The 18995-nt window shown below is 47.1% G+C and carries 17 protein-coding genes; 7 read left to right on the top strand and 10 right to left on the bottom strand.

Features of this window, described 5'->3' with window-relative positions; genetic code table 11:
• Nucleotides 1–36 precede the first annotated feature (36 nt).
• Entirely contained in the window at nucleotides 37–375 is a 339-nt protein-coding gene (locus ACUTQW_RS10640; RefSeq protein WP_064799162.1) for a hypothetical protein, read from the bottom strand.
• Nucleotides 376–449: 74 nt separating this feature from the next.
• Nucleotides 450–842, bottom strand: a complete 393-nt coding sequence (locus tag ACUTQW_RS10635; protein ID WP_064799161.1) for a hypothetical protein — start codon at nucleotides 840–842, stop codon at nucleotides 450–452.
• A 529-nt stretch (nucleotides 843–1371) separates the two neighbouring features.
• Between ACUTQW_RS10635 and ACUTQW_RS10630 the strand changes: the two genes are divergently transcribed.
• The 4 genes from ACUTQW_RS10630 to ACUTQW_RS10615 are packed head-to-tail and all read left to right on the top strand — an operon-like array spanning nucleotide 1372 to nucleotide 5523.
• Nucleotides 1372–2115, top strand: a complete 744-nt coding sequence (locus tag ACUTQW_RS10630; RefSeq protein WP_064799160.1) for a MipA/OmpV family protein — start codon at nucleotides 1372–1374, stop codon at nucleotides 2113–2115.
• 39 nt (nucleotides 2116–2154) lie between these two features.
• Nucleotides 2155–3291, top strand: a complete 1137-nt coding sequence (locus ACUTQW_RS10625; protein ID WP_064799159.1) for an MFS transporter — start codon at nucleotides 2155–2157, stop codon at nucleotides 3289–3291.
• 41 nt (nucleotides 3292–3332) lie between these two features.
• Entirely contained in the window at nucleotides 3333–4733 is a 1401-nt protein-coding gene (locus tag ACUTQW_RS10620) for an HdeD family acid-resistance protein (RefSeq protein ID WP_413514919.1), read from the top strand.
• Nucleotides 4717–5523, top strand: coding sequence for an Lnb N-terminal periplasmic domain-containing protein (locus ACUTQW_RS10615; protein ID WP_445654850.1), 807 nt, complete (start codon nucleotides 4717–4719; stop codon nucleotides 5521–5523). The genes ACUTQW_RS10620 and ACUTQW_RS10615 overlap by 17 nt, the downstream gene beginning before the upstream one ends.
• A 57-nt stretch (nucleotides 5524–5580) precedes the next feature.
• On the opposite strand, the gene ACUTQW_RS10610 is transcribed toward ACUTQW_RS10615, so the two are convergent.
• The 5 genes from ACUTQW_RS10610 to ACUTQW_RS10590 all read right to left on the bottom strand — a co-directional run bounded on the left by ACUTQW_RS10610 (nucleotide 5581) and on the right by ACUTQW_RS10590 (nucleotide 10989).
• Entirely contained in the window at nucleotides 5581–5805 is a 225-nt protein-coding gene (locus ACUTQW_RS10610; protein WP_145917166.1) for a hypothetical protein, read from the bottom strand.
• A 37-nt stretch (nucleotides 5806–5842) separates the two neighbouring features.
• Nucleotides 5843–6256: a lysozyme inhibitor LprI family protein gene (locus ACUTQW_RS10605; RefSeq protein ID WP_099065676.1), complete on the bottom strand. Its 414-nt coding sequence runs from the start codon at nucleotides 6254–6256 to the stop codon at nucleotides 5843–5845.
• Between the two features lie 110 nt (nucleotides 6257–6366).
• A complete protein-coding gene (locus ACUTQW_RS10600; RefSeq protein WP_445654865.1) occupies nucleotides 6367–9084 on the bottom strand; it encodes a response regulator in 2718 nt (905 codons plus the stop codon).
• A 2-nt stretch (nucleotides 9085–9086) separates the two neighbouring features.
• Entirely contained in the window at nucleotides 9087–9695 is a 609-nt protein-coding gene (locus ACUTQW_RS10595) for a response regulator (RefSeq protein ID WP_020439766.1), read from the bottom strand.
• Between the two features lie 28 nt (nucleotides 9696–9723).
• A complete protein-coding gene (locus ACUTQW_RS10590; RefSeq protein ID WP_020439765.1) occupies nucleotides 9724–10989 on the bottom strand; it encodes an MASE1 domain-containing protein in 1266 nt (421 codons plus the stop codon).
• A 181-nt stretch (nucleotides 10990–11170) separates the two neighbouring features.
• Here ACUTQW_RS10590 and ACUTQW_RS10585 point away from each other — a divergent pair, with 181 nt between their 5' ends.
• Nucleotides 11171–11446 carry a hypothetical protein gene (locus ACUTQW_RS10585; protein WP_020439764.1) on the top strand — a complete coding sequence of 92 codons (276 nt, stop codon included), beginning with the start codon at nucleotides 11171–11173 and terminating at the stop codon, nucleotides 11444–11446.
• 320 nt (nucleotides 11447–11766) lie between these two features.
• Here the strand turns inward: ACUTQW_RS10585 and ACUTQW_RS10580 are convergent, their stop codons facing one another.
• Nucleotides 11767–13014, bottom strand: coding sequence for a low temperature requirement protein A (locus ACUTQW_RS10580; RefSeq protein WP_020439763.1), 1248 nt, complete (start codon nucleotides 13012–13014; stop codon nucleotides 11767–11769).
• A 615-nt stretch (nucleotides 13015–13629) separates the two neighbouring features.
• Nucleotides 13630–13875 (bottom strand): helix-turn-helix transcriptional regulator, encoded by a 246-nt coding sequence (locus tag ACUTQW_RS10575; protein WP_071825613.1) that lies wholly within the window; start codon nucleotides 13873–13875, stop codon nucleotides 13630–13632.
• 1803 nt (nucleotides 13876–15678) lie between these two features.
• On the opposite strand from ACUTQW_RS10575, the gene ACUTQW_RS10570 reads away from it, so the two are divergent.
• Nucleotides 15679–16566 carry an integrase domain-containing protein gene (locus ACUTQW_RS10570; protein WP_006327938.1) on the top strand — a complete coding sequence of 296 codons (888 nt, stop codon included), beginning with the start codon at nucleotides 15679–15681 and terminating at the stop codon, nucleotides 16564–16566.
• 71 nt (nucleotides 16567–16637) lie between these two features.
• Here ACUTQW_RS10570 and ACUTQW_RS10565 read toward each other — a convergent pair whose 3' ends face one another.
• Entirely contained in the window at nucleotides 16638–17414 is a 777-nt protein-coding gene (locus tag ACUTQW_RS10565; RefSeq protein WP_020439760.1) for a MipA/OmpV family protein, read from the bottom strand.
• Between the two features lie 575 nt (nucleotides 17415–17989).
• Between ACUTQW_RS10565 and ACUTQW_RS10560 the strand changes: the two genes are divergently transcribed.
• Complete coding sequence (locus tag ACUTQW_RS10560; RefSeq protein WP_006327936.1) at nucleotides 17990–18949, top strand: VirK/YbjX family protein; 960 nt, start codon at nucleotides 17990–17992, stop codon at nucleotides 18947–18949.
• Nucleotides 18950–18995 lie beyond the last annotated feature (46 nt).

Genomic DNA, 18995 nt, shown 5'->3' with positions numbered 1-18995 from the left:
TTATTATTTGCAATAAACTAAAGTGTTTTTATCAAGTTAAGGTAGTCTTGATGTAATAAATGAAATTTCATAATCATGTCCAGGGTATTGGCTGATCATTCGCTGTGAAAATTCTTTCTTTGTGATTTTATGGCGATAAGTATCATGTAATAAAATAAGAAACTCGTCTGATTTTTCAGTGGTATCAATCGGAATACGTTTATAATTATGATCGGATTTTATTTGGCTTAACAACTTATTGAACCAGTCATTAAACGGTTTGTCGTCAAGTGCGGAAATAACCTGAGGTTCGTTGGTGTTGGTACAGCCCTGAACTATTGAAAAAGAAAGCGCAAGGAGCAAAGGGCTAATTAATTTAAATTTGCTTTTTTTCATTTTTAAATTCCTCCTGTGTCGATTATCTTACTGAAAGTTGACTACCCACACTCTTTATAACCAATGTGAGGGTGTTATTGTATGACTATTTCATCAAAAAAACATTGCGTTAATGTTCCTGGAGCATGAATACCTTGAGCCCATTTTAATACGTTGGGTTTTTCGTCTTGTTCTACCATTCCCCCCCAGACATCAATAAATTCTTTGTTCTTGAAGAAAAAAACGCCAGGCTCAGAGGTTTTTGTTGAGGCGAAAATAGCTAGCCATTCTTTGTCGGCTAAAACTTCGGATACATCAATTTGTTTTGAGCTGACTTTTTCAGTCAGTACCTTTTGTACCAGACCTTGGTAAAGACTCTTGTTCTCCGCATTAATTTTTAGCTTTAAACTCGCACAGTCGACAGTGGCTGACGCTATGTTTACTACAAAAAATAATGGGAGGGAAAAAAATAATGACAATTTTTTCATAATGATATCACTGGGTTAGGGTTTAATGGAAGTGAGTATAGAACATAATGTCCCATCAAGTGCAAAAAAAAATAACCATTTGAATACAAATGCTATTTTGTGATTTTTTGACTATTCCCCTTATATGTTAAGGGTAATACCATGCTGCCTATCATCCGATGGAAACTAAACGGAAACAAAGATCGAATTTATTACCAAGTAGGTATGAGTACTGGGATGTATAACTAAGTTTGGGTAATTGACATGCGGGCATAAATTCAATATTTGAGAAAGGGAGAACTTTTCATATCTGAATGGTTTTACTGGCCATTTGGCTGGGAAATCAACGAAAGAGTTTTTGCATTTGTCGCTTTGGGTGAATGTTTTTTATTTAAAATCAATCGATTGTTTTTTTTCTTTATCAGTTTTTTCTGAAGTGTTTACGCAAGTGAGATTATTCGTAGAACATCTGCTACATTTCATGGACATAGACAAAATCCATCTATCCTCGCCTTTGTGGGGAGTGGGCGCGGATGAGTGCGGAGTTTAGATGCATCATTTTAAAATTTTCTGTTTGTTATTAGCAATAACTATACCCACAAGTGCTTTTTCAAGCAGTTTTTCCCTGGGAGTGCAGACAGAGTTGGAAAGTCAGGCATACAAAGCCAAACGTACACATTTTTATGCCATTCCCTATGTGGGCTATGACAATGATGTTTGGTATGTCGACGGTATTGAAACAGGGTTTTATCTACTGAAAGATGCCGAAAATGAACTGAAATTAAAAGCCTACTATTACTATGAAGATGCTTACCGTCCTGAAGATGGCCACGGTGAAGCGATGCAAAGGCTTAACAAACGGCGTGCAACTGTCATGTCGGGGATCAGTTACCAAAGGATCACTCCGTGGGGAGCGCTATTTACCCAGGTAGCGGCGGATACGTTAAATAATAGCAAGGGCGTTGTTGCAACGGCAGCCTACATTGGCGAGCTCAATGTCAATTCTGTGATGCTTTATGGAGAAATCGGTACTGATTGGTCGAATGCACAACAAACGCGTTATTACTATGGGATTTCCCAAGAAGAGGCCGATCGCAGTGGGCTTAATGAATATCGTCCACATCAAAGCCTAACGCCGTTTATCATGTTGGCAGCAGAGTACAAATTCACCCAGTTTTGGGAAGGTTATATTGAATCCCGTTATAACTTCTTATCGAAAACCGTGCGCCATAGCCCAATGGTTGATCGCGATGGAACGTATAACTTTGTCATTGGCCTTAACTATAATTTTTAACGGGGGAAGTCTCTATGTTTTGCCAACGAATAGGAGACTATGACAGTGTCAATCTTCTCTAACAAGATTGGTATCCTGCTCGCTGTGATGATTTTTGGCTTAACCTATGGTCTTAGTGCACCACTGATCGCGATTAGGTTGGTCAATGAAGGGTATAGTGAAATCTTTGTGGGCATCAATGCGGCGATGCATGCCATCGGCGTGTTCATTGTCGCCCCATTCTTACCGGTGTTGTGTCGGCGGTTTAATGCTAAATCATTGATAATATTTTCATTGTTTATCTCATGCCTCGTATTGTGTCTCTTTCCCCTCACGTCTTTTGCAACCTGGTTTGTGTTGCGCCTTATGCTGGGTGCCATGAGCGAAATTATGTTGGTTGTTACTGAAACCTGGTTGAACTTTATGGCTGAAGCGGCAAACCGTGCACGAATCATTGCCGCTTATACTGCCAGCTTGTCCACAGGTTTTGCTCTTGGCCCACTCATTTTAGTGTCCGTTGGCAGTAGCGGAAATACGGCATTTTATCTGGGGGCCGCCATCGCATTGTTGGCAGCAGTAGTAGTCACTCGCTCTGCTGTAAGGCCATTCCCTGCAGACGAACAACACCAATCCAAACCGACGCTGATGTACCTTAGTCTGGCACCCATTGCTATAGCGGCAACGGTTCTGAATGCGGGTCTGGAGTCTGCAGGTCTCAACTTACTTTCGGTGTATGCAATGAATTTGGGTTGGGACGAACAATCAGCAACGTCATTGATTTCTGTTTTATTGATTGGGGCAATATTGTTACAACTGCCTATTGGTTGGATAGCGGATAAATACAATCGTCAGTGGCTAATTATCATCATGGCGGGTTTATCGGCCTGTGGGGCATTGTTATGGCCAATATCGCTTAATTATCCCTGGATGGCATACACATTACTTTTTGTGTGGGGTGGTGTATTTGTAGGTATTTATACTGTGGTGGTCACTGTTGTGGGCGAACGCTTCAGTAACGGTGAATTGGTCGGGGTGTATGCTGTATTGTCGATTGCCTGGGGCGTTGGCGCATTGGTTGGCCCAATGATGGGTGGGGTAGCCATGGAATTGAACACTCACGGCCTACCATTGATGGCCGCGTTGCTTTGCGGTTTGTTTATGTTGTTTACCCTTAAGAATGCCAGGCGGGGCTGCTAAGCCGTCTTACAATTAAAAGATATGAGAAGAGGTTATAAGGCATGGTTCAGTTGGTAATGATTTTACTGGGGGTTGATTATTTGCGTAACCGCTGGCGTGGGTTGATGATTGCCGGTTGGTTAGGTGTGTTGGCTGGCTTAATCATCTTCATCGATGCGTTGGATAACGCGATTTATTTCCCCTTGCATCCCTTTGCTTTCCTGTTGTTGGTCGAAGGCCTGGCGACGTTGATGGTTGCGCATACCGGCATCGGCGGGCAACGTACCTTGCGTTACGTAAAAGGAGGGGCATTCTCACTGGCCGCGATATTGATCTTGAGCGGGCATCACCATGGTCATTTTATTTTATCGATGATTTTTGGCATTTTATTTTTGACCGACGGGTTATTGCAAATCGTCACGGCTGGGGTTGTACGCTATAAAAACTGGAAATTTGTGGTCGCCGGCGGTGTCATCGAAATCATGTTAGCTATTTTCTTCTTTCAACCCTATCCGACCCATTATGTCGGCACCGTACCTTATTGCTTAGGCCTGGGATTGATATTTGGTGGCTGGAATATGGTTATGCTGGCGATGCGCGTCAAAAAGCTGGAGGTCAACCCTGCTGTTTTGGGCAATACGGCTGCTGAGGAAGCCAGCGGGGCAGAAACGGCGCCGTTGGTCACTGAATGGGACGGCCCTCCGGCTGCCGATGAACCGGCACTGACCATACATGTCTGGACACCTGTAGGATCCTCGAAGAGTGCAGTAGTGCCTCATCCTGTCATTGATCGTTATATTGCTGCGGTGGATAAAAATGGGGTGATTTCCACCGGCCATGCTGCGCTGGAATCTCCGGAGGGCGTCTATATCAGCCTGTATCCGGCAGTCGATCTTGACCGGTCGCCCGATCAATTTACCCGCTTGCTGCGTGCAACGGCAGATAATAATGTTGAAGGGCAGTTTCAACCGGATTATGTGACTGAATCCGAAAAATGGTGCCCTTCAACCATGCAGGTGCGGATCAGGAACTATGATGCTGAACGTTTGAAGCGGTTCTGGGAGGTCTACCAGGCAGACAACACCTATAACCTTACGCATCGCAACTGCTCAAGCAGTGTGGCGCGTGGGCTGGAAGCGGCACTGGAAGGCGTGGTGGGTAAGATATGGGGGCAGCGTGGCCACTGGTGGGTGTTGAGTAAAATTCTCACGACGCCGGAGTTATGGGTGGCGGTACAAATACGTAAACGCGCAAAAACCATGGCCTGGACGCCAGGGCTGACGCTCGATTACGCACGTGCATTAAGCATGTTGGCGGATCCCCGGCCGGCCGGCTGGATAACCACCATACGTCGTGCCCTAAAGAAAATGTTTTCTTTGCGCAAGCAATGGCGCGATGAAAAAAAACAGGGCACGATAGCGTCAGGTGCTAACGGTGAACCCTCAAATGACAAAGGCAACTAGTTATATGGCCATGTTTTCTTGGTTGACCTCACCAACGGCAAGCAACGAGCAAGACTGGGTGTTGGAATACGCCCGGTTACCGCAGGTGGAATGGGGGGAGCAGGGTAAAATCGTACTGCGCAATATTCGCAATTTCAGATATCAACCTACCCGCGACGATTATATGCCAGATTGGTACGATGCAGATATCGATATTAGCCAGTTAAAAACGGTAGATGTGGTCTCCTCTTACTGGTCAGGTAAGACTATTGCGCATCTGTTTTTGAGCTTCGGTTTCGAAGACGGTCGCCATTTGGCTGTCTCGATAGAAACGCGGCGTAGCCGCGACCAGCGATATTCGACCTGGCGCGGCTTTTTTAAACATTACATGTTGACCTATGTGCTTGCCGATGAGCGGGACTTGATTGGCGTCAGAACCGATGTCCGCAAAGAGCGGGTTTACCTTTACCCCCTCCAGGTTTCGCCAGATACGGCCCAGGCTCTTTTTCTGGACTATTTACGCCGTATCGATCAACTGAGCCACCGACCCGAGTTTTATCACACGTTATTTAATAACTGCACGAGCAATATTTTGCATCATGCTACTGCGGTTTCTGCCGACATTCGCTATAGCTGGAAAGTCTTGGTCAGTGGCTATGCAGATAAATACATCTATGAGCTTGGCTTATTGAATAATAACCTTTCTTTTGAACAGTTAAAAAAACGATGCCTCATCAAAAGGCCGGACAATGCCGTGATCAATGAGGATTTTTCGCGTTTGATTCGAGAGGGTGTTAAGAGGGAAAGTTGAGTGGCTCACTTTCCCTGATTGTGAGACTGACGGCAGGATGATGGGGCATTCCTGCCGTTATTTTTTCTTTTTGGCCTCTCTGTCCATCATCTTTTGCTCATCCGCATCTTCAAGTTCGTCTTGCCGCATCAGGCAATTGGCATAGGCATCGGTCCCTTTGGTAAAACCATAACCATCACAAACTTTTTTATGGTTTTCCAGAGTCATCGCATCAAGCTCATCACTGATCCCACACCCTGATAAAAGAACCATTGAAACTGCAAGTAATACTGTTCGCATCATTTTTCTCCATTATTAAAGGCATCAAGCTAAATATCAGTTATTGACACTCAGGGTCACCTATGTCGCATTTTTTTATTTTATTCAGAGAGTTTGTGCGTTCCGTTGTTCGCTCACTCAAACATAATGCGTTATTCATCGCGTTAATACTCCCGCCTGCAGAGTTTGAACTCAAAAACGCACAATCCGCATCTCTAAATTTTAGCCAGGCGCGCTGCGCCTGAAGTAGCGCCTTACTTTTTTCAGGGGATGATTTTAATGTGTCCATGACTTTTTTATAGGCTGTATTCATCTCTCCATCTGCATTTTTGTAAGTCTGAGTGGCACAGTCATTCAGTTCAACCTGATTTTGGGCTGTCTGCAAACAGTTGCTTTCAGGTTTATCCGCTGCCAGCGCGCTGGTTGAAAAAAAGGCTGAAAAAATCAATGGAAGGGCGACAATACGCATTTGCATATTTTAATATCCTTAAGTTGAGAAATTTTCATCTAATAATAGGTAAGTCTTTGGTGTTACGCCAACTTGATATCAGCTCTTGTCCCTTGATGAAGGGAGATCCGTGCATTTCAATCGTCAACGTTTACCGCCGCACGTTGTTGTTCCAGTAAAGCGATAAAACGCAGAATTAGCGCATTCATACGCAGCAGAGCAACCGTCGGTTCTGCCGAAGCAGGGGGATGTTGTTCCAACTGTTGGCAAAGATTGACCCCGCTTTGGTAGCCCGCCAGCGCAAAACTGCCTTTCTGCCGATGCAACACCGCGGCGAATACGTCCGGCTGTGCGGTGGTGGCGAGCAGCTGTTGGCGGTCAGCGTCGCTGCTGCGTTGCAATTCGTCAATCAAGGTGGTCATGACCTGCGGTTGCCCGGCGGCCATCAATTGGATTTCCCGCATGTCCACACGAATGGCCTGTTGCTCCGACACTAAGGTACGCAAATCCTGCTGTGTCAGCGGTTTGATCAGCACGGCGTCCATGCCCGCCGCCAGACAACGGTATTGCTCATCGTTAAACGCATTGGCGGTACAGCCGACGATAGGCAGATATTGACGGTGGCCGTGTTCTCGCTCTCTTTGCCATTGCGCCAGCTGATAGCCGGTGAAAACCGGCATCTGACAATCGGTCAGCACCAAATCGAAGGGGGATTGCTCCAGCCTTTGTAGCGCCTGGCGACCATTGTCACAGGTGGTGACCTGATGTCCGAGCTTTTCCAGTTGAAGTTTCATCACCGTCAGGTTGGCGGGCAAATCATCCACGACTAGCACCCGCAGCGAGTGTTCAACGAGGGGAGCGGTGAGCGTCTCTTGCGCCTCATCACCCGCGGTGGTGCGAGGTAGCGTTAGTGTGAAAGAGAACCGTGAACCCTGCTGCGGGGTGGAGTCAATCTGTAACTCGCTACCCATCAGTTGCAGCAGTTGGGTACAAATCGCCAACCCGAGCCCCGTGCTGGCCGGCGCGTTGGCATCAACCTGAGCATAGGGCTGCAAAATCTTCTGTTGCAGGGGCTGCGCGATACCTATGCCGCTGTCGCTGATACTGAACGTCAGATTGTCGTGATGAGGATCCTGCGGTAGTACACCGACCTGCAGTGCCACAAAGCCCTGTTCAGTATATTTGATGGCGTTGCTGAGCAAATTATTGAGAATTTGCGTCAACTTGGTGCCATCGAGCAGGTACTGATGCTGCCAGACGGCTTCGATATCGCTGTCCAGCCGCAGCGCTTTTTGCGCCGCCAGCGCAGCGTAGGTATCCAGCGCCTGCGTCAGCAAGGGATGGAGTTCCGTGGGGTGAGCTTGCAAGTGCATTTCACCGGCTTCAATCTTGGAAATATCCAACACATCCCCGACAATTTGCAGCAACTGGCGTGAGGCCGCATAGGCTATCGGCAGTGACGTTCCGGCGGCTTCGGGGCGCTGGGTTTCCAACTCAAGAATACCGAGGATAGCGTTCATCGGTGAACGAATTTCATGACTCATGCGCGCCAGAAAATGACTTTTTTCGCGGCTGGCGTTGGTGGCCTCTTGCAAGGCATCGGCGAGATCGCGCTCCAGGCGTTTGCGCTCGCTGATGTCATACCAACCGAGCAGCAACCCTTGCGGTGTCAAACGGCTGTCACTGTATGCTGCCAGCCATTGAGCGATTTCCCGTTGCGCTCCCTGTATCACTATTGCACGGTCGGAAAACTGCGGTTGCATATTGCCGATGGCGGCTATGCGCTCTTGTTGGCTGATGGCGGGAATAATCGGATTTCGCGCGGTAAACTGCTCCAGGGAGTGTCCAATCACTTGCTGCTGCGTTAGCGTCAGTGACTCTAGCAAGGCCTGATTGCAATGGGTGATGTTACCGAGCGGATCACACACCAAAAGTGGCGTTGGGATACTGTTGAGCAGCGTTTGCCAGTATTTCAACGCATCGCGCAAACCGCGTTCGGCACGGCGGCGGCGGAAAATTTCAGTCGACAGAAAACCGATCAGAAACAGCGACAGCGCGGCACTGACCGCCGTCAGCGGATTAAACCAGCGATCGCTGTTGGTGCCGTTCGGTTGCATTGCACTTAGCGTTGAGTTCAACAGCCAGCGTTCATTGATCGACTGTGCAACGCCTGCGGGCAGGGTGTCGATGGCATGATTAATACGCTGCAACAGCGCTTCCTGACCCGGTGCCAGCCACAGTGACTGGCTGCTGATGATTGCCGGCAGTGGGCGCACGCTCAGCCTGCCGGGGTAAAGATTGCTGGCTAACAACGCCGCCTGTGTGGCATCGCAGACGATGCCCTGCGCGGCACCGGCATTCAGCAGCCGGATCGCTTCATGTAATGACGCCGCCTCACCGAGTTCCACGCCGGGGTAAGCCGCAAATAATCCCGCCTGCGCCGGGCTGTGACGTAATATCAATACCCGTTGATGACGCAGATCCAACGATGATTCGTGCTGCAACGGCAGCCGATCCTGACGAACCACCAGTGCCCAGCGCTGTTGCAACAAGGGATGCGAAACCAGTATCCCCGGCGGTGGTGGTGAACTTTGCGGCGGTGGCAAAGCTGCCTGAATACTTTGCGCGTTCAACATCTGCGCCAATTGACTGTGGCTGGATGTGGCCTGTGTGGTGAAGTGCAACCTATTTTGAGCCGCAAGGGCGCTCAGTAAATCTGTCGCCGCTCCTTGCAGTTGATGGTTTGCATCAAAATCACTGTAGGGTGGACGATCGTCGAGCAGACCGATGTGAATGTCTCCGGTCGCCCAGGCCCACGCAGGCAGTAAGGTGACCAGCACCAGCCAGGCTTTCATTTTCACAGCCCAGCCTCGCGCAAATAGGCGAACAAATCGACATCGGAGTTGACGCCAATTTTTAACATGGCGCTTTTCTTCTGCGCGCTGATGGTCTGTTTGGTGCGACTGAGCATGGCGGCGATATCGTTAACGCCGTGCCCCTGGGCCAACAGGCGCACGACCTCCAACTCGCGTGGGCTCATTGCTACTGTGGAGGGCAATGATACGGCGTTGCCCGGCGGTCGACGCCCCTGCTGTAACGCTTTCAAACACGCGGTCAGCTCAGTGGTCAGGCTCTGCTTATTGATCACGGCTAACACGCCGGTAGCCAGAATGGAGTTGATCAGCCCGGGATTGGTCATCACAGTAATGACTACAATCGGCAACTGTGGGTATTTGCGGCGCAGGGTACTAATCAGCCGCAGTCCGTCGGACTGCTGTTCACCCGGCATATTGAAATCAGTGAGCAGCACATCCGGCAATTTTTCCGCCAGCAAAGCCAGCAGTTGATCCACCGTTTGCGCTTCACCGACGATCGTAAAATTATCGCCAAAGGCTGTGGTCACCACGGTTCGCAGACCAATCAGGAATACGGGGTGATCATCGGCTATTACCACGGTTTTTTGCACAAATGACTCCTCGGAGCAGACAATGCAATCAGTATAGTGAATCCGCTTTCGCCAGTGCCAATACGCCGACCACCCCTTGTTGCGGATGGTGCAACAAACGGCATTCGACATGATGATAATGTGCATCGGGCAGCAGCAGGCGTAATGAGCAATATTGCGGTGTATTCCGCGATTCCCTTACGGTGCGCAGTAATGTTTTCAGCACCTCGCGATCGTCGGGGTGAACATGGGCCAGCAGCAGCGTCAGATTGGCTAACTGACGTGGCGGCATCCCGAAAACGGCTTCGTGTGGCTGCCAATCCAATTGTTCAGCTTCTGCCGACAGGCGAAAAAAGGCTGGGTGGCGCGTTTGTAGCAATGCGTTCAGCAATAGCTGCTGTTGTTGCATCAGTTGGCGCTGAGAGCGATGTCGTTGTTCCCGCGTTGCCACTAACAATCCCAGTGAGATTGTCATCAGCAAGTACAGCTGTGACGCTTCGACCGCCTGCATGCCGGCCAACGCTGGGCGAAATGGGCCATAGCCGTAGAGCGTCGCCAGGCTAACCAGCAGCGTGAGCAGAATAAAGTACAGCGCCAGCGGCAACAGGGGCAACAAAGCGGACAGCAACAGCGATAGCGCCAACACGGAATACAATAAAGCATTATTCAGCAGGTCGTTGCTTAACAGACTGGAAGGCAGGAAAAAAACGGCTATAGCTAACGGAAAAACCCACGCTGCAATAACGGCTTGCTGGCGGGTGGGCCACTGCCACTGGCCATGATTCAAACGATGGATAATAAATAGCGGTGCGATCGCCAGGCAGCCGGTAGCATTGGAAATTCCCCAACTGATGAAATGCGAAACCCGCGTCGGATAGCCGAGAGCTTTAAGAATTAAATCACTAAACAGACCGCCCACGGCGCTGGCAAGGTACACGCCGGCCAGCAAAAGCAACGTTTCTCCCGGGTGCGACAAACCGTTTGAATAGCGGTGCAGCCCATTCCAGATCAACGCCAGCGGGCAAATGATCGCTAAATCGAGCAGGGCGAACGCCAGCGCAATATCCCAGGGGCGGTCGTGCAGCAGGCTGACCGAAAAATGCAGTACGCCGGCGCTGATCGCCCACACCGGCCACTGTGCCGGGGAGCGGGTGCATAATACGCCCAGCAACAGACCGGCCGGCAACCAAATGGTGCTGGACAGGCTCCAGGGATCGCGTGTTTCGAGACTGATGGTGGCGAGCAAGAAGTAAACCGCAACAAATATCAGCCAACGTAACAAGCCGTAACGACGTGGAATACGCCCGGCACCCATGGTTATCTCCCTTGTCCTCTTTGCGGTAAATATTAACAGCCATCCTCTAGGTTTAGCTACGAATTGCTTTTCTGACTAGTCAGATATCCGCTGTTCCAATACGTCTTTATACTTCACATCAAGTTACGGCATCGCGCCGAATCGTCAATTCCCATCACTCAATTACTGAGGTTTGTCAGCTATGAAAAACATTCAATTGTTCGGTGGCATCATATTGGTATTTGCAGCAGCGCTGGTGCTGTTTTGTTCTTTAACTTCTGTTGGGCATAGCGCACGTAATACTGAGCCGGTATTTGTGATGAAAGAGGGGACGGTGTTGTTTTCCCTAAATGCCAGTATGCAGCAAAACCGTCAACTTGACGTTCAATACCAGCATGCCAGAGGGTTATTGCAGCAGGTCGGTGGTAAGTTGCTGAATGGCATGAAAAACACTAGCGTTGGAAGTTATTTTTCATGAGTTGATTTGATTTATTAAGTCAATTCAAAGGCGTTTTTTCATAAAACTAATATTGTTATAGGTTGCCAATCCATAATATTAATGGGTTTGATTTTTTCTAAGCGAAGTGAAAACCCATTACAATTGTTATACGACGATTGCGTAACTTAAGAGATCGTTCCGTTGGCCAATGACAAGCACGACGCTATGGGTGTTTGCCATTGGCCATACCCAGTCTGTATGCATTACAGGATAGGTACTGTTGCTCTGCACGGAATTTACCAAACATCTTACTGTGCTCAGGTGTTGCGGTGGGCACATGCAGCAAGAACCCCGGTTATTTACTGCTCCATTAGCACCTCACCTTGATGACGATGTCCTGACACCTCGTAACCGACCACCGTGATGATTGGCGCAAACATAAGAATGACCAAGCATATGACTATACCTACACCGTAAATCGCTGCGGTGACAGAGGCCGCGATTACGATACCGGTCGCAAGCAGGAGCCATACATGCAACTGATCGAAACGGCGCACAAGAAAATAGTGGAGCGCGTAGATCAATCCGAGGAATAGGGTAACTGGAATTGCGGTGGCGAGCAGGACTGATAATGACCCGATGTGAGCTTTATTTTCGATAAAGGTCGCAGCAACATCCAGGCCTGCTCCGGTAGCAACTATGGACGCGATAAGCAGTATCTGGCCATAGCTCCATATGAAAGCGCGCGAACGATGCCTGTGTAATACTTTCGCTGAGGGTAGAATGGAATATACCCACCACATCCCGAAGGTGAGCCCGACACCTGCAATACAGGCGAGTGCTGCGTCCATCGTCCAGCCCTGATGCTCCATTTCAGCTGATAACGTCGCGACCGTGCCCACCAATCCTTCACCAAGTGCAATTATCGCGAACAGACTATGGCGTTCGGTCATGTGCTCCGCATGCCAAGGGGTGCCACCATCCTTTCGTTCCGCTAGTGCGGGTCCCGCTAGTTCGACAAGAAACCATATGCCACATAGTATGAGGGTAATATCCAAAGGGAAATGAAACAGGATAATCGCAATCCAACCTATTTGAGCAACAGTGATGGCGGCAGCATAAGTGAGGCAAGTGCGGCGGCGTGAAGGATCTTGCTTCGCTGCGCGCAACCATTGAAATATCATGGCTACGCGCATGATTACATAACCCACTACCATTATCGAATTGTCGAGAGAGCCGTGCTCGATTGAAGAGAATAAACGTGGCAAACCAATCGCCAATATTAGCACTCCGCCCATTTGCACCAATGTGGCTATGCGGAAAATCCAATCGTCAGTGTCGTAGGCTGAGGCGAACCACGAGAAGTTGAACCAAGCCCAACAGATGCAGAAACTCGCGAATCCGAACCCGAGCAGAGCCGTAGTGTACTCGCCCGCTGCCAATGCATGTGTTAATTGGGTGGCGGCAAATGCAAAACAGGTCGCGAAGGTTAGGTCGAACAATAATTCTAAAGAGGAGGCGACTCGATGTTTCTCGTGCGGGTCTCGCCCGGACATCCGTCGTATGTGATGGTGGAGAACTTCGGTAACAGATGCAGGTGAACTCATAGATAATCTTCCATCGGTGAACGCAGTTTGATAAATGTGATTTTAAGGTTTAAGTACAGCATAAGTAGTGGATAATTCTATAGCATTTTCCTGTGATAACCGAAACTGCTGTTTATGGGCGTCCATAGCCGTTAGGGATTGATGATGTTTTCGCCGTGAGATGCGGAACCCAAGGTGGATAGGCTAAAAACGATTGTCTGAGGTAGGATCGCTATAGCAATTTATTGATATTATTGCTCATACCTACGCAAAAAAAGTGTTTTAACCTTAACTGCAACTAGATGATTTTAACTATTACTTAACATTGCGCAACCTTTAAGCTTTGTGAAATGTGCGCACTCCGGTAAATGCTTCTGAATGGGGCAGGATTTCGGGATAGGGGCAATCAGCAGAGTGAGGGTATATCCATAACGAAGCGTTTTTCCGACGAACTGGGTACTGTGACTAATCCTGAGGGCTGGTCGCCAAAGCTGTGACCATGCTCTATATTCCGAAACGGCCCATTCATCGCTAGTTCAGTCAACGCATAGTTCCCAAAAGTAGTCACCAATCGCTTAAGAGATGAGATAAAGATTTCATCACGGCCGAGATTTTTTGTTTTGAAGCATGCGTTATTCATTCTAGGTATAACCGTAGTACCTTTTCTGCAAAATCATCATCCAAGATATAAAAATAGCATTCAGGCACATTAAGTACTCTGGCGAGCGCGCACATCGTTGTAAATGAAGGGGTATAAGTACCACTCTCATATTGCGAGATCCGTGAACGAGCAGTCGCCTCATCAATACCTGCCAGCACGCCCAACTTTTCCTGCGTAAAGCCGGCTCGTAAACGCGCAAATTTCAGTCGTTGAGGAATCATAGGATATCGTCAGATAAGTTAGATAAAAAGTTGACGACATGTTTAGCATCACTTAACATAAAACTTGTTTAGAGTTGCTAAACATCAAGGCACACATAGCCGACTAAAAATAAGGCGACACCTAGGGAACAGGCCGGTTATTTTGACCGGCCTAATTTTTGTAAGATCAAGATAGAAAGGGTTTTTTTTAGCCAGTGCTGTGGTAATTCAACATAAGGAAACGGTGTAATTATCTGATTGATATCATTGAGGCGGGGTTAGGGTGCAGTTGTAGTCTACGCTGAGTGATTCTCGTTGCGGACGTGAGTTGCGATTGACGCTCTTTCAAGATTATCATTCGTATAAAAATAGCGATAAGCTAATGGCATTGTCGGACAGTCGGGTCCATGCTGGAAAATTTTATTTATTGGGAAGTAAATACTGGATGTGATTTCTTTTTTAAATATTCGTAGAAAACGTTTGATGACTTTTGTATAACGCTATTTACAGATTTTTCTTTTAGTTGGCTAAAATAATAAACCTAGGTTTAGATTGTATTTAATAATTAAATTTATTAGATAGTAACTCTGTTTTGGATTTATTAATTAACTAAATCAAGCTAAGTAATTTAAATGTGAAGTTTTTAAGTTTCCTTTTTTTGGGAATTTAATTAATAACTCCACTGTTTAATCTCGCTTAAATAACCAGTGGTTTTTATTTTTAAAATAAAGTCGAGGTGTAAGGGAACAGGAATAAATCAGGGCTATTAAACGAGATTTTGAAGAGGGTTTTTAAGTGAAAATTTAAAATATTATCAATCCTATCCACGTTAAAACAATATGGGGATGAAGGTAAAAATACGTTAATCGTGAGTGTGTGGATGACGATAATTGACTATGCAGGATATTATCGCTTAAGCTAACTGCGCTGTGTTGTCGTCCCAGGACGACCATCCAATGTCTCAGCACTCTGTGAGAGGCGCCTTCGGGTGAGTGCCATCCAATGTTTCATGTGACCTGTGAGAAACGCCTTCGGGTGGTCACAATATCCTCGTAGCCTGAAAGAGGATGCCCATGTGGCGGTACCTCCGTTTACCCTTTGAGAACGGAGATCACGACAGTGATGAAGGTTCACTAATGACTCAACCGCACCAGTCCTGGGACGGTTCCTTTCACTAAAACGTATGCATTACGTCCTTCCGCTGTAAAGCTCGCCAAGGCGAGGTTTTAGGCTTCAACGCTTTGATTATTTTATCTTTTAAGACGTGTTGCTGACGATGCGACTTTTGAACGCACGTATAAGGCCATTTGGTACATTTGGCCGCTTACGTGAGTCTCATTAGGAGCTGAGGAGCGCGCGTCACTTGTGAAGTGGCGAAGACACTACCAAGTGACGCGCGTAGCGCATAATGTCTCAACCCACGTACGACGTGGCTTTCAACGTTTTACTACCATCTGACCAACACGTAGTCCGTGTCAGTACGGTTTTAAACACTCATTAACTTCAACGTAATTACAACGGAAAACACCGTTTTGAACGTTTCACTATCTAAAAGGAGGAAATCGACTCGGTATCGATGGCGACACTACGAACAGTAGTGTGTGGAGGCAGACTGACTAACGTCAGGCCGGCGAAAGCCGCGAACAGGTCAGAGACCTGGGGAGCCTCGAAATAACTCAACATTTCGCCGCCCCGATGCACAGATACCAGTCGAGACGCAGGAAGCGCAAAAGCAACCGTGTCGTCGGGGTTGAAATTACTGGGGTACAGATCCGTCTGCTTTGTGGAAAGCAGAGGGTTGTGCATCCCGTGGGAGGAGAATCGATGTCAAAACTCAGTAAGCAGCTGGTTACTCTCGCCCGCCAGGGACGGGGGAGTTTTAAAACCGTCGCTGACCGTTCGAGAATAGCGGAACGCTTTTCTGAACGTCTTGCGAAATTAAATATCCAGATCCGTGACGTTAAGCATGTTAAGACGTCCCATATTGAAAATTATATTAATAGTCGTAAGGCTGAAAATATATCAATACGCACGCTCCAAAATGAAATGGCATCGGTCCGTTCGATCATGTCAGCAGCGGGGCGAAATAAACTTGCAGACCCTTCGCATGATAAGTTGAGTAATCAGGCGCTGGGTATATCAGGAGCAAGCCGCGATGGGACAAAAACACCACTCCCCGATGATAAGTTATCGGCAATTGTTAACCATGTTTTTAAAAAGGACGAAGGGGTAGCAATCGGCGTGCAATTATCTCGTTATTTGGGGCTGAGAACGGAGGAGACGGTTCAGTCGGCCAAATCGCTAAAAACCTGGAAACAAGCCATTTTAAATGGTAACGATAGGGTGAAGGTGGTTTTCGGGACAAAAGGTGGTCGCCCTCGAGATACAACAGTTTTTAACCGTGAGAAAGTTTTATCTGTTTTGGATAAGGCGATAAAACATTGCGATGAGCATAAAGGGAAGTTGATTGATAAGCCTTCTCTACATACGGCGATAGAACGATACAGAAATATCGTACGTGACGCAGGTATGATTGGAAAGGATGCGCCTCATAGTTTGCGATATGCCTATGCAAAGGATGCTGTAACTCATCATGTCAATAATGGTATGAGCCGAGAAGAGGCGAATGCATTGGTCTCTATGGATTTAGGTCATGGTGATGGGCGGGGACGTTATATTAGACAAGTCTATTTTAAAGATGATATTGAGTAAGTAGTGGTAAAAGGTCGCAGCTCTCACGGGGCTGCGACGTTACAAAAAGTTACGTAAATACTTTTATCATATTAGAAAGAATAAAATGCACCTATTGTGAAAGTGAAATAATCATCCTTCTGCACGATGGGGCTGTGCCTCACATGGTTAGCCAGTGTAGTATAGTGTAGAGCCGCGTAACCAGACCAGTTTTCATTAAATAAGTGTTGCCAGTTAATACTATAATCGACACTGTATAAGCCCCCTGTGGAGTTAAAACTCTTGAACTCTGAATTTCGGCTTTGCTTCTCATTAACACCAAACCAGGTGTTATTATAACGAGCGTCGCCATAATGCATGACGCCACTGGCTGTTAGCGTGTTGCTGTCATCATTAAATAAAACAGCATTAACACCTATGTTGTAATTAACTCCTTGGCTTTCAGTCAGGGGGGCGACAATGGTTCCTTCAACGCCAATCCAGGGAGTCATCCACCAACCGAGAGTTGTTGTTGAGTTTAATGCTGTGTTTATTTTCCCCATTCCTTTGAGGTGGTCGGAGCCAGACTGTAACCACGAATCACCATCAGTTGTTCGACCCCATGTATACCCCAATGCCTGCCCCAAGTATAAACCATTATCAAAGGAATGAGTAATCCCAATACCTTTTTCTGAGCTCACGAACCAGCTCCCGTTGGTCCATTCAAAATAAGGTGCGTTTGTCACGTCATATTTATCGGCTCCAATATACGTAGGTGCATACTGTGTTCCTATTCCAACGGTTATCTCATGTTTATTTTCGACAGATGATGCATAAGTTACAAATGGCAAAAACAATATCACCGATAGTGTCCTTTTTATCCCCTTCATACGAGCTCCTAGAGTGAATTATGCTTGTTAACAACTCCGGAAGTATCGCCACAAATAATAAAGAAATCGACAAGGGTTTATCAATGTTTAATCAATGTGAGTCTGTGAAACATGTCTTAATCATTGAAGGCGATCCGGACCCGGTGAATGATAGTGGATCAACCGGATAACTTGTCTCCAATGAGTGTGCCTTCATAACAAAATCCATCGACCACGCCCGATTCGGGGTACCCAGCTTCAGAGTTTTAGGAGGGTGCTAACCTGAAAATGTTCGGCCGGGGTTGGCCTGGTGAGTGCTTTCCAGCGATTGGTCTGTAGGATGCAGATCGTAATCTGTCACTGTTACCTTAATTATTTCAGATGTTTAATCATGTTTTTCATTCATTGATCAATTTATTATCTGGTGTCTTTTGTTGACTGAATATTGATGTTGTATTGACCAGTCATTGATTATTTCACGCTAGTGTGCCCTGTAATCATAAAATACGATTTCACCTCATTGATTCTGCACGAACACCTGAATTTATTTTTTGCAGTATTGATGAAGTAGAAGGCGCTAGCTTCGGAATATCATAATGTCTCACATTTCAAACAATCGTACAGCAGTTTCACTTCCTGAATCACCGCTTGGACTTTACATGGCCTTATCTATCGGTAATCTGCAGCCGCACCGGTTCTGGAACTCTCCTCACTTTCGATTTAAATTTTTTTCTCGTTCTCTGCTTATGCCGGTGAAAACTTATCAGTTACTGAGTCTTCTTACGAGTCATCCGCTTTATTATGAGCTTTTGCAAAATCAGCCCCGGTTACCCTGTCGGATCCACCGCCCGTATGTAAGCGCAGCCTTATCCAGTGGAGAAAGGATGCAAGCCATCCTTTACCATTACAGCATGCTGACCTCTTTCCTGGATGTTGAAGCGTTCAAGAGCCATCTGTCGCCCGACGGACTCTGCTTGTGTCAGTTTATGGGGAAAGATGATCAACTATTTATCCTTCAGTTTGTTTCGACATGTAGGCTGGATCGAGAAGGGGAAGCCAGCATCATTCTGAGAGACGGTTCCGGACAAATGCTGGCGGAAATCACGTTTGTGCTTTGCTTACGCGATAACAAAAGGTCTGTAATTATAGGTGGGTTACAGGGGCCTAATAATGACAACGCTCAAGAACTTGTCCAGCAGGCAACAAAAAATCTGTATGGTTTGTTCCCAAAGAGGCTTGTTCTGGAGTCTCTAATTCAGGTTGCCAGTCTGCTCAGCGTGGATAAAATTTTCGCAGTATCCAATAAACTTCATGTATACCAGGCTGTCAGGTATAAAAACAGGGTTAAACATTTGCATGCTGATTATGACTCCTTCTGGGAAATGTCTGGCGGAGATATAGACAGCCATGGTTATTATTCGATACCTATTAATATCATCAGGAAAAGGTTAGGCGATGTGCCGAGTAAAAAACGTGCTGTATATCGGCGGCGTTATGAACTTACCGATGCCATTAGTGAGCAGACACGTCAAGCACTTACCCGAAAGTGTTCTTGATGCACCATGATACATACCGAATAGCTGTTTTTTTATCGCTGGCAGG

Source organism: Serratia sp. TSA_7, from assembly GCF_052692135.1.
This window is presented reverse-complemented; position numbering and strand designations above follow the sequence as displayed.

What these genes read in the sequence shown, in the direction of transcription:
- ACUTQW_RS10620 (WP_413514919.1), top strand. Translation starts at nt 3,333, where the DNA reads ATGGTTCAGTTGGTAATGATTTTACTGGGGGTTGATTATTTGCGTAAC.
- ACUTQW_RS10560 (WP_006327936.1), top strand. Translation starts at nt 17,990, where the DNA reads ATGTCTCACATTTCAAACAATCGTACAGCAGTTTCACTTCCTGAATCA.
- ACUTQW_RS10635 (WP_064799161.1), bottom strand. Translation starts at nt 842, where the DNA reads ATGAAAAAATTGTCATTATTTTTTTCCCTCCCATTATTTTTTGTAGTA.
- ACUTQW_RS10565 (WP_020439760.1), bottom strand. Translation starts at nt 17,414, where the DNA reads ATGAAGGGGATAAAAAGGACACTATCGGTGATATTGTTTTTGCCATTT.
- ACUTQW_RS10630 (WP_064799160.1), top strand. Translation starts at nt 1,372, where the DNA reads ATGCATCATTTTAAAATTTTCTGTTTGTTATTAGCAATAACTATACCC.
- ACUTQW_RS10615 (WP_445654850.1), top strand. Translation starts at nt 4,717, where the DNA reads ATGACAAAGGCAACTAGTTATATGGCCATGTTTTCTTGGTTGACCTCA.
- ACUTQW_RS10610 (WP_145917166.1), bottom strand. Translation starts at nt 5,805, where the DNA reads ATGATGCGAACAGTATTACTTGCAGTTTCAATGGTTCTTTTATCAGGG.
- ACUTQW_RS10585 (WP_020439764.1), top strand. Translation starts at nt 11,171, where the DNA reads ATGAAAAACATTCAATTGTTCGGTGGCATCATATTGGTATTTGCAGCA.
- ACUTQW_RS10575 (WP_071825613.1), bottom strand. Translation starts at nt 13,875, where the DNA reads ATGATTCCTCAACGACTGAAATTTGCGCGTTTACGAGCCGGCTTTACG.
- ACUTQW_RS10600 (WP_445654865.1), bottom strand. Translation starts at nt 9,084, where the DNA reads ATGAAAGCCTGGCTGGTGCTGGTCACCTTACTGCCTGCGTGGGCCTGG.
- ACUTQW_RS10590 (WP_020439765.1), bottom strand. Translation starts at nt 10,989, where the DNA reads ATGGGTGCCGGGCGTATTCCACGTCGTTACGGCTTGTTACGTTGGCTG.
- ACUTQW_RS10580 (WP_020439763.1), bottom strand. Translation starts at nt 13,014, where the DNA reads ATGAGTTCACCTGCATCTGTTACCGAAGTTCTCCACCATCACATACGA.
- ACUTQW_RS10605 (WP_099065676.1), bottom strand. Translation starts at nt 6,256, where the DNA reads ATGCAAATGCGTATTGTCGCCCTTCCATTGATTTTTTCAGCCTTTTTT.
- ACUTQW_RS10640 (WP_064799162.1), bottom strand. Translation starts at nt 375, where the DNA reads ATGAAAAAAAGCAAATTTAAATTAATTAGCCCTTTGCTCCTTGCGCTT.
- ACUTQW_RS10625 (WP_064799159.1), top strand. Translation starts at nt 2,155, where the DNA reads ATGACAGTGTCAATCTTCTCTAACAAGATTGGTATCCTGCTCGCTGTG.
- ACUTQW_RS10570 (WP_006327938.1), top strand. Translation starts at nt 15,679, where the DNA reads ATGTCAAAACTCAGTAAGCAGCTGGTTACTCTCGCCCGCCAGGGACGG.